Source organism: Rhizobacter sp. P2_H3, from assembly GCF_056403355.1.
Genome location: NZ_JBFUFQ010000233.1, coordinates 1 through 8,867, shown reverse-complemented (window position 1 = coordinate 8,867; position 8,867 = coordinate 1). Strand labels below are relative to the sequence as shown.

11 protein-coding genes are annotated in these 8,867 nt (G+C 70.3%); 4 read left to right on the top strand and 7 right to left on the bottom strand.

The features are described from left to right. Positions 1-97: 97 nt before the first annotated feature. Together AC1D1T_RS26900 and mnmH are read right to left on the bottom strand one after the other, a co-directional pair. Complete coding sequence (locus AC1D1T_RS26900) at positions 98-967, bottom strand: putative selenate ABC transporter substrate-binding protein (RefSeq protein WP_477844468.1); 870 nt, start codon at positions 965-967, stop codon at positions 98-100. Positions 968-985: 18 nt separating this feature from the next. After that, positions 986-2,032 (bottom strand): tRNA 2-selenouridine(34) synthase MnmH, encoded by a 1,047-nt coding sequence (gene mnmH / locus AC1D1T_RS26895; protein ID WP_477992832.1) that lies wholly within the window; start codon positions 2,030-2,032, stop codon positions 986-988. A gap of 39 nt (positions 2,033-2,071) precedes the next feature. Here mnmH and selD point away from each other — a divergent pair, with 39 nt between their 5' ends. Continuing rightward, positions 2,072-3,130, top strand: a complete 1,059-nt coding sequence (gene selD, locus AC1D1T_RS26890) for a selenide, water dikinase SelD (protein WP_477844396.1) — start codon at positions 2,072-2,074, stop codon at positions 3,128-3,130. A gap of 9 nt (positions 3,131-3,139) precedes the next feature. On the opposite strand, the gene AC1D1T_RS26885 is transcribed toward selD, so the two are convergent. Then, positions 3,140-4,039, bottom strand: coding sequence for a LysR family transcriptional regulator (locus tag AC1D1T_RS26885; RefSeq protein ID WP_477826549.1), 900 nt, complete (start codon positions 4,037-4,039; stop codon positions 3,140-3,142). Positions 4,040-4,131: 92 nt separating this feature from the next. Between AC1D1T_RS26885 and AC1D1T_RS26880 the strand changes: the two genes are divergently transcribed. Together AC1D1T_RS26880 and AC1D1T_RS26875 are read left to right on the top strand one after the other, a co-directional pair. Beyond that, positions 4,132-4,587 carry a GlcG/HbpS family heme-binding protein gene (locus AC1D1T_RS26880; protein WP_047513368.1) on the top strand — a complete coding sequence of 152 codons (456 nt, stop codon included), beginning with the start codon at positions 4,132-4,134 and terminating at the stop codon, positions 4,585-4,587. After that, positions 4,584-5,039 (top strand): YybH family protein, encoded by a 456-nt coding sequence (locus AC1D1T_RS26875; RefSeq protein ID WP_477826550.1) that lies wholly within the window; start codon positions 4,584-4,586, stop codon positions 5,037-5,039. Before AC1D1T_RS26880 ends, AC1D1T_RS26875 begins: the two co-directional genes overlap by 4 nt. 80 nt (positions 5,040-5,119) lie before the next feature. On the opposite strand, the gene AC1D1T_RS26870 is transcribed toward AC1D1T_RS26875, so the two are convergent. Genes AC1D1T_RS26870 through AC1D1T_RS26855 form a run of 4 tightly spaced genes read right to left on the bottom strand, consistent with a single transcriptional unit; the run spans position 5,120 to position 7,929 of the window. Continuing rightward, positions 5,120-5,566 carry a penicillin-insensitive murein endopeptidase gene (locus tag AC1D1T_RS26870; protein WP_477992831.1) on the bottom strand — a complete coding sequence of 149 codons (447 nt, stop codon included), beginning with the start codon at positions 5,564-5,566 and terminating at the stop codon, positions 5,120-5,122. Positions 5,567-5,586: 20 nt separating this feature from the next. Then, complete coding sequence (locus AC1D1T_RS26865) at positions 5,587-6,576, bottom strand: FAD:protein FMN transferase (protein ID WP_477826552.1); 990 nt, start codon at positions 6,574-6,576, stop codon at positions 5,587-5,589. A gap of 1 nt (position 6,577) precedes the next feature. After that, entirely contained in the window at positions 6,578-7,720 is a 1,143-nt protein-coding gene (locus AC1D1T_RS26860) for a DUF3570 domain-containing protein (protein ID WP_477992830.1), read from the bottom strand. Next, positions 7,711-7,929, bottom strand: coding sequence for a DUF4266 domain-containing protein (locus AC1D1T_RS26855; protein ID WP_465111648.1), 219 nt, complete (start codon positions 7,927-7,929; stop codon positions 7,711-7,713). The genes AC1D1T_RS26860 and AC1D1T_RS26855 overlap by 10 nt, the downstream gene beginning before the upstream one ends. A 92-nt stretch (positions 7,930-8,021) precedes the next feature. Here AC1D1T_RS26855 and AC1D1T_RS26850 point away from each other — a divergent pair, with 92 nt between their 5' ends. Then, a complete protein-coding gene (locus tag AC1D1T_RS26850; RefSeq protein WP_477992829.1) occupies positions 8,022-8,441 on the top strand; it encodes a cupin domain-containing protein in 420 nt (139 codons plus the stop codon). Positions 8,442-8,867 lie beyond the last annotated feature (426 nt).

Here is an 8,867-nt window from a genome sequence, read left to right as displayed (position 1 = left end):
GCGATGCGCAGGTCGAGCCCGCGCAGCGCCAGGCCCGGCACGCCGGGCGCGGCCGGGGCCGACAGCGCGCGCAGCTCGGCGACCGCAGCAGGCTCACTCACTTCAGCAGGCCGGCGTTCTCTGCCGCGGCCTTGATGCCGACGTAGTTCTCGGGCTTGGTCGCGATGAAGCGCGTCGCGCGCTGCAGGTCGAGGATCTCCTTGCCCTGCGGCGTGGCCGGGTCGAGCGCAAGGAAGGCCTGCTGGATCTTGCTGCGCAGCTCGGCCGGCATGTCGGCATGCACCGTCCAGTTGTAGTCGTAGTAGGCCGGCGTCGTGTAGAACACCTTCACCTGGCTGGTGTCGACCTTCTTGTCGGCGACGAACTTCTCCCACACCGAGATGTTCAGCGCGCCGGCATCGACCTTGCCGCTGGCCACCGCGGCGATCGTCGCGTCGTGCGCGCCCGAGAAGCTGACGCGCTTCAGGTCGGCATCGGGGTTGATCTTCGCGGCCAGCAGGAAGCTGCGCGGCATCAGGTGGCCCGAGGTGCTCGACGCCGAGCCGAAGCTCAGCGTCCTGCCCTTCAGGTCTTCGAGCTTCGCGATGCCGCTCTTCGCATCGGTGATGAAGACCGAGCGGAAGCGCTCGTCCTCCTCGCGCTGCACCAGCGGAATCACCTTGCCGTTCGAGCGCACGCTGGCCTGCACGAAGGTGAAGCCGCCGAACCAGGCCAGGTCGATCTTGCGGTTGACCACCGTCTCGACGGCGGCAGCGTAGTCGGTCACCGGCGTCCACTCGACCTTCAGGCCGAGCTTGCCCTCCAGGTACTTGCCGAGCGGCGCGAACTTGCGCGCCAGCTCGGTCGGCGATTCATCGGGGATCGCGGTGACGCGCAACACGCCGGGCGTGGCGGTCTGCGCCGCAGCGGTGCCGGCGATCAACGCAAGTGACAAGGCGGCGAGCAGGTGTTGGAGCGCGTGTTTCATCGGTGGGTCCCACGGGGTTCAGGAAAGGGAGGCGATGCGCAGCGCGAGTGCCGCGATGCCATCGGGTGACAGGTCGTCGGCCTCGACGCGCTGCGCCTGGCCGATGCGTTCGAGCTGGCGCCCTTGCGAGCGCGCATAGAGCGGATCGTAATGCCGGGCCATCAGCGCCTCGAACAGCGGCGGCAGCTCGCGCTGCCGTGCCCAGGCCTGCCACTGCGCCAGCGTCTCCTTCGGCAGCAGTTCGCGCAGGCCACCCAGCTTGTCGGCCAGGCGCTGCGGGTCGTCGCCGAGCCAGGCGTAGTCGCGCAGCAGGTAGGCAAGCCGCGCCTCGCGCGTCGCCGCGATCTCGACGACCGGGCTCTCGCGCAGGCGCTGCAGCAGCGGTTCGGGCACCGTCAGGCGGCCGATGCGGCGGCTCTCGGCCTCGACCCAGATGCGCCGCTGCGGATCGAGCCCCTCGAGCGCGTGCAGCAGTTGCGTCTCGAAGCCCTTCTGCGACGGCTGCACGGTGCCGGGCAGGTCGCCGAGCACCGAGCCGCGATGGGCCGCCAGCGCCTCCAGGTCGAGCACCTGCTCGCCCTGCTGCGCGAGCGCGTGCAGCACGCGCGTCTTCGCGCTGCCGGTCGGGCCGCACAGCACGCGCAGCGGCAGCGCCGGTGCGCGCGTGGCCAGCTCGCTGATCACGTGCGCGCGCCACGACTTGTAGCCGCCCTTCAGCTGCTGCGCATCCCAGCCGACCAGCCGCAGCCAGTTGACGAAGCTGCCGCTGCGCAGGCCGCCGCGCCAGCAATAGAGCAGCGGACGCCAGTCGCGCGGCTTGTCGCGCATCAGTTCGTCGAGGTGGCGGGCGATGTTGCGCGCCACCATCGCGCCGCCGATCTTGCGGGCCTCGAAGGCGGACACCTGCACGTAGGTGGTACCGACGATGCGGCGCTCGTCGTCGCTGAGCACCGGGCAGTTGATCGCGCCGGGGATGTGGTCGAGCGCGTACTCGGCCGGCGTGCGCACGTCGATCAGCACGCTGAACGACGGCAGGTCCTCGACCGTGGTGGGCTTGTGGCTCAACGGCGTGCCCCCCGGCATTTTTTGATCGACACTTCGATGATGATGACCGAACCCATCCGACTCACGTCCTTCTCTCACGGCGGTGGCTGCGGCTGCAAGATCGCACCCGGCGTGCTGGCCGACATCCTCGCCCGCGCGCCGCAGGGCCTGGTGCCGCCCGAGCTGATGGTGGGCACCGAGACCGCCGACGATGCGGCGGTGTACCGGCTGAACGACCAGCAGGCCTTGGTGGCCACCACCGACTTCTTCACGCCGATTGTCGACGACCCGCGCGACTTCGGCCGCATCGCGGCGACGAACGCGATCTCCGACATCTACGCGATGGGCGGCACGCCGATCATGGCGCTGGCGCTGGTCGGCATGCCGCTGGACAAGCTGCCGCCGGCCGTCATCGGCGCGATCCTTGAGGGCGGCGCGAGCATCTGCCGCGAAGCCGGCATCCCGATCGCCGGCGGCCATTCGATCGACGTGCTGGAGCCGATCTACGGGCTGGTCGCGCTCGGCCTGGTGCACCCCGACCGGGTGCGCCGCAACGCCGACGCGCGCGACGGCGACGTGCTGGTGCTGGGCAAGCCGCTCGGCGTCGGCATCCTGTCGGCCGCGCTGAAGAAGGGTGTGCTGGATGCGGCGGGGTATGCGGAGATGCTGCGCCACACGACGCAGCTGAACCGCGTCGGCAGCGAACTGGGCGCGCTCGACGGCGTGCACGCGATGACCGATGTGACCGGCTTCGGGCTGGCCGGCCACCTGCTGGAGGTGTGCCGCGGCTCGGGCCTGGCGGCAGAGCTCGATTTCGCTGAGGTGCCGTTGATCGAATCGGCCGCCGCACATGCGCGCAGCGGCATCGCGACCGGCGCGTCGGCTCGCAACTGGGCGGGCTACGGGGCCGATGTGACGCTCGCGCCCGGGCTGCAGCCGTGGCAGCAGGCGCTGCTCACCGATCCGCAGACCAGTGGCGGCCTGCTCGTGAGCTGCGCGCCGGAGGCGGTCGACAAGGTGCTCGCGAGTTTCCACGCCGCGGGCTTCGGCCAGGCCGCCGTGATCGGCCGCATGCGGGCCGGCGCACCTCGGTTGACGATCCGGGCGACAGCGGCCTGAAGCACGCCATCACGCGAGCGAATCGAACTTCTTCGCGAGGAAGTCCACCAGCGCCCTCACCCGCCCCGGCACGAAGCGCCCGCTCGGCAGCAGCGCATGCAGCGGATAGGGCTCGGTCTCCCAGTCGGGCAGCAAGGGCAGCAGCGCGCCGCTCAGCAGGTCGTTGCGGACGTCGATCTGCGATTTCAGCAGCACGCCTGCGCCGGCCAGCGCCCATTCGCGGGCCAGCGACGCATCGTCGACCGTGCGGTCGCCGCGCACCCGCACGTCGACCCACTGGCCCTCCCGCCCGAAGCGCCAGCTGCGGAAGTTGCGCCCGCCGCGGTCGAAGGTCAGGCAGTTGTGCTGCAGCAGGTCCTGCGGCACCTGCGGCGCGGGATGGCGGCGCAGGTAGTCGGGCGACGCGCACAGCACCGGCCGCGACGGCACCAGCAGCCGCGCGACGAGGCCGGAGTCGGCCGGCGTGCCGTAGCGCAACGCGACATCCACATCGTCGCGCACGACATCCTTCGGCCGGTCGCCGACGCTGAGCACCAATTGCAGGCCCGGGTGCACGGCCATGAACTCGCTGAACCACGGCAGCAGGGTGGTGCGCGTCAGGTCCGACGGCGCCGCGACACGCAGGCTGCCGACCAGCGCGCCGCGCTCCTCGGTGACCTGCGATTCGCCCTCGGCCAGCAGCTCGAACGCCCGCGTCGCATAGCCGAGCAGCGTCTGCCCCTGCGCGGTCAGCCGCATCGCGCGCGTCGAGCGCTCGAACAGCCGCGTGCCGAGCTGCGTCTCCAGCCGCTTCAGCATCGCGCTGGCGGCCGCAGGCGTGATGCCGAGTGCCGCCGCGGCCGCCGTCAGCGAGCCGCCGCGCGCGGTCTGCACCAGCACCTCGAAGTCCGCGATATTGTCAACCTTCATTTGAAATTGATACTTCCAGCGCAGTCTTATCAATCAAGGATTGCGATTCTAGAGTTCGGGCCTCGCTGCCTCAACGACTCACTGGAAGATCCATGCCCCACTCGCAGATTCCCCTCACCGTCGCGTCCGCGTCGATCGCTCGCGACGCCGCCGCACGCCTGCTCGACGCCGCGCGCGCCGCCTGCCGCGACATCGGCATCGACGCCACGGTCGCGATCACCGATGCCGGCGGCCACCTGAAGGCGCTGGACCGCAGCGATGGCGCCGCGTTCCTGACCGTCGACGTTGCGATCGACAAGGCCTGGACCGCCGCCTCGTTCGGCCTCGGCACCCATGTGTGGAACGGCATCGTCCAGGATCCGGTCGTCGCACCGCTCGCACACCGGCCACGGCTGGTGGCGGTCGGCGGCGGCTGCGCGATCGTCCACGACGGCCGGGTGGTCGGCGGCATCGGCATCTCGGGCGGCAACGCGCTGCAGGACCAGCAGGCGGCCGAAGCCGCGCTGCGCGCCGTGGGTTTCGAGGTCGCCGGGACACGCACCGCATGAAGCCCTGCCAACGCCTCCCCGGGATCCTGCTCGCGATGACGCTGTTCAACGCCCCGCTCCCGGCCGCCGCGGCAGATGCCGTCGTCGTCGACCCGATCGACGCCACCGCCGACTTCTTCGCGAAGATCAGCGCGAAGGACCTCGCCGCCGTCGCGCGCTACCTGCCCGCCGAAGGCTTCACCGAAACCGTGCCGGAATCGAAGGCCCTGCTGCACCTCGACGCCAAGGCCTTCGAGGGCTTGTTCAAGTCGGGCCGGCAGATCGACCTGCGCGCCGCCGACCTCACGCTGCAGCGCTTCGGCGACACCGCGCTCGTCACCGGCACGCGGCTGGGTGGCATCGGCACGGCAGATGCCGCGCCCTCGCCCGGCCGTCTCGCGTTCACGATGGTGTGGACCTGCGCGGCGTCAGGCTGGCAGCTGCGCCACCTGCACCTGTCGCCCCAGCCCTGAGGCGCGTCAGGCCAGCGGCGCGCAGGCGACCCGGAAATCGACGTGGTAGTGCTCGTCGTGCCGCACCCAGGCGCGGCCCTTCATGAACTCGACGTGCTCGCGCAACCACTCGCCGCGCGGATCGAGTAGCCGAGCTTGTTCGTCACACCGGTGGGCAGCGGCACCGACACGCCGGCCGCGTTGCGCACCGGCACGAAGAAGTCGACCGACAGCCCGTTCTGGTGGCTGCGGTGCGGGCGGATCCGTCCGCCGCCGGCCCAGCCGGTCTCGCCGTAGACGAACACCGTGCCGGGCAGCACGGCCGCGAGTTGCACATACGCGTCGACCACGATGTCGCGCACCGTCGAATGCACATGCGTGCGGCCGGCCGTCACGCCGAGCCGGCTGTAGGCAGAGAAGTTGGCGCCGGCTGCCGGCAGCGCGACGCCGTCTTCGAGGCGGCCCTTGGCCACCGTGCCGAAGCAGCGGCTCGCGGCCGACGCGGGCAGCGTGGCTGTCGCCGCGATGGCACCTGCCGCCGCAAGCATGGCTCGTCGAGGGAGCCCGCTCATGCCGAGGCTGCCTCGCTCTCGCCGCGCTGCCACAGCTCATGGCGATGGATGCCCCCCTGCGCATCGACCGCCAGGTAGCCGACGTTCTGCGACTGCAGGAACGCCAGCGCGTCCGCCTGCAGCAGCATCGCGATCGTCGTCAGCGCGCCGGCCGCCAGGCAGGCCGGCGCCACCACGCTGACCGACTGCCAGTGCGACACCGGCATGCCGCTGCGCGGATCGAGGATGTGGCAGTAGCGCACGCCCTCGTGCTCGAAGAAGCGTTCGTAGTCGCCGCTGGTCGCGAGCGCGCCGTCGCCGAGGTCGATGCGGGCGATCAGCGCGCGCTCGTGCCGCGGGTGCTGCACGCCGAGCACCCAGGGCCGGCCATCGGGCCGCGGGCCGATCAGGCGGATGTCGCCGCCCAGGTTGACCATGCCGTGGCGCACGCCGCGCGACTGCAGCAGCGTCGCGGCGCGATCGGCCGCGTACTCCTTGCCGAAGCCGCCGAAATCGAGCTCCATGCCGGCCATCGGCAGCTCGATGCGGCCGGCCTGCCCTGCACCGCGCCGCAGCCAACGCAACCTGTTCCAGCCGACACGCGGCAGCAGCTGCTCGAGTTGCCCGTCGGCGGGCTTGCGCTGCGCCTTGAAATCCCAGGCCTGGCGCAGCATGCCCGAGGTGATGTCGAACAGCCCGCCGCTGCTCGCATGCAGCTGCGCGGCGAAGTCGAGCAGGTCGGCCGTCTCCGTGTCGACCTCGACCGGCCGGCCGCTGCCCGCCGCCGCGTTGATGCGCGACACCACGCTCGCCTCGCGATAGCGCGAGAACTTCGATTCGATGCGTCGCACCTCGGCGATCGCCTCGCGCGCGAGCGGCTCGGCCTTCTTGCGGCCGAGGGCGGCGATGCGGATCTCGCATTCGCAGGCCATCGCGCTGAAGCCGAAGCCGAGGTCGTCGGGCTGCGCCTCGGCGCGCGCCGACATCGGGTGGGACACGGTCGTCACGCTAGAACTTGCGGCTGATGCCGACCTGCAGCATGCGCGCCTTGAACGGCTCCAGGCCCTGCGAGCCCTCGCCGCCGGCGCGCCACTCGCCGCGCTGCTGGTAGGCCTCGCCTTTCAGGTCGAAGGTCCACAGCGCATCGACTGCCCATTGCAGCTTCAGCCCCAGCGTGAACGCGCCGAAGGCCGACAGGCGCTGGTCCGGCGAGTTGTACGCGGTGGCATCCCAGCCAACCGGGAACGGCGCGCCGAGCGTCGTGTCGTACACCGGATCGGTGTAGAACGACGCGGCGCTCTGCGTGTAGTAGCGCAGCAGCGGCGCGAGACTCACGCCGCCGCCGACCGGCTTGAACCATTCGAGCTGCAGCGTGCTCGCCTTCACCTGCCAGCTGTCGTTGTAGGCGCGGTAGCTGGTGCGCAACGTGGAGCCGTCGCCGGCGAAGTGGTGGTTCCAGCGCAGCAGCAGCGCGGTCTGGCGGCGCTCGCTGGGGCGCGCATCGAGCGCCTTGTACGGATCGTTCAGGTAGCCGGTGCTGCGGCTGTGCGTCAGGTTGGCCTGCACCAGGTCGTCGCCGGTGACGGCCTGCGTGACGCCGACGATGAAGTCGTTGGTGCGCTTGCGCTCGTCGCGGATGTTGCCGGTCTCGCCGCCCGCGGTCGGGTCGATCTTGTCGCCGGCATGGCCGAAGCCGGCATTCCAGGTGGTGTTGTTGTCGTCGCTCGACAGCGTGCCGGCCACCGAGAACGCGCGCGACAGGTAGTCGTGCTCGGTCGAGTAGGCGCCGCCCAGCGACAGCGACGAGCGCTGGAAATAGCGCGTCACCTTCAGGTCGCMGGCCTTGCGCTCGTCGTCCATCGTCGACGCGCCGGACACGCTGCTGTGGTAGCGCGGCGTCGCGCCCGACACGTGGTCGACGGTGGCCGTCGCCTCGAGGCCCCAGTCGCGGCCGAGCGGCGCGACGAGCAGGAACGATGGCGAGTTCACCGTGATGCGTTTCCAGCCGGGTTGCGAGTCCTGGTAGTTCAGGAAGCGTAGGCCGATGAGGCCTTGCTCGGGGGCGTTCTCGGCCCGCGCTGACGAATGCCAGACGCCGGGCAAGGCCAACGCGGCGAGCACCAGGGTGCCGAAGGGGGCGGTCAGTTGCATCCGCAGCCTCCACCACCGACGCCGTAGCCACCGGACGCGTTTTCCTTGCTGGTGTAGATGTGCTGCTCGAAGCGCTGCTCCAGCGCATCGCCGCCCATCGTCATCTCGGGCTTCGCGAGATGGCCTTTTTCCCAGGCCTTGGGCGGTTCGTAGTTGGCGCAGCCGGCCATGCAGCCCAGCACCAGCAGCCCGATCGCTGATTTCGTCATGGTGTTCCCCTGTCGTCGCGCGAGACTTTAACTCCCGGCGTGGAACGCTTCATGCATGCCGCCGGGCACCGTTTGAACGCTGGAGGTTCGCGATGCTGGACAGCGCCACCACGAAGTTCTCACACGTGAAGCCGGGCGACACCGCCTGGCGCAGCGACGGGCTGCGGGATTTCTTCCTGTACCGCGACCTCGGCGTCGAGGAAGCCACCCGGGGCCGGGTGCTGGCGCAGCTGGTCAAGGCCAACATGGCACCCGAAAAGGGCACCGGCTGGCACCGTCATGAGGCGGAGTTCCACATCGTCATCATGACCAAGGGGTGGRCGAAGTTCATGTACGAGGACCAGGAGACGCTGGTCTCGGCCGGCGACTGCGTGCACCAGCGCCCTGGCATCGTGCACTACCTGTTCGACTACTCGCCCGACATGGAGTACATCGAGATCGTCGGGCCGTCGGACTTCAAGACCATCGACATGCCGGGGCCGTGCGAGGTGCCGCCCGTGACGCCTTGGTAGCGAGTCGGTGACCGCCGGACTGACGGCATCGGCGCGAACAAAGGCGCGGGTGGGGGATGTGGGGCTCGCCGGCCGGTGCGGTCGCCGCGCGGGGCGCGTCGACTCCCCTGCGCTGTGCAGTTTGAAGGCCCGTCGCCCAAACTCCCTCCACTCACTTCGTTCGTTGTGGTCAAACAGTGGGCGACAGTCAGTGCACGAAGCGCGCTGGCGCGCGCGGGCCTTCAAACTGCACAGCTCCGGCGCCCCGTCCTGATTGGCGCTCCCCACATCCCCCACCCGCGCCTTTGCCGAACCAGTAGCTCGATGCGCGCAGCTCGGGCGACAGCCCGGGCATCAACCCCCACTTGTTCGCTTGTCACCTACCCAAAGGCAGGGCGGTGGCACAAGGCGCGTGCGGGGAGTCTGTGGAGCGCCAATAAAGACGGG

Excerpts from the sequence above, each read along its gene's own strand:
- AC1D1T_RS26900 (WP_477844468.1), bottom strand. The coding sequence starts at position 967 with ATGAAACACGCGCTCCAACACCTGCTCGCCGCCTTGTCACTTGCGTTG.
- AC1D1T_RS26875 (WP_477826550.1), top strand. The coding sequence starts at position 4,584 with ATGAAGCCCTGCCAACGCCTCCCCGGGATCCTGCTCGCGATGACGCTG.
- AC1D1T_RS26855 (WP_465111648.1), bottom strand. The coding sequence starts at position 7,929 with ATGACGAAATCAGCGATCGGGCTGCTGGTGCTGGGCTGCATGGCCGGC.
- selD (WP_477844396.1), top strand. The coding sequence starts at position 2,072 with ATGATGACCGAACCCATCCGACTCACGTCCTTCTCTCACGGCGGTGGC.
- AC1D1T_RS26880 (WP_047513368.1), top strand. The coding sequence starts at position 4,132 with ATGCCCCACTCGCAGATTCCCCTCACCGTCGCGTCCGCGTCGATCGCT.
- AC1D1T_RS26885 (WP_477826549.1), bottom strand. The coding sequence starts at position 4,039 with ATGAAGGTTGACAATATCGCGGACTTCGAGGTGCTGGTGCAGACCGCG.
- AC1D1T_RS26870 (WP_477992831.1), bottom strand. The coding sequence starts at position 5,566 with ATGCTTGCGGCGGCAGGTGCCATCGCGGCGACAGCCACGCTGCCCGCG.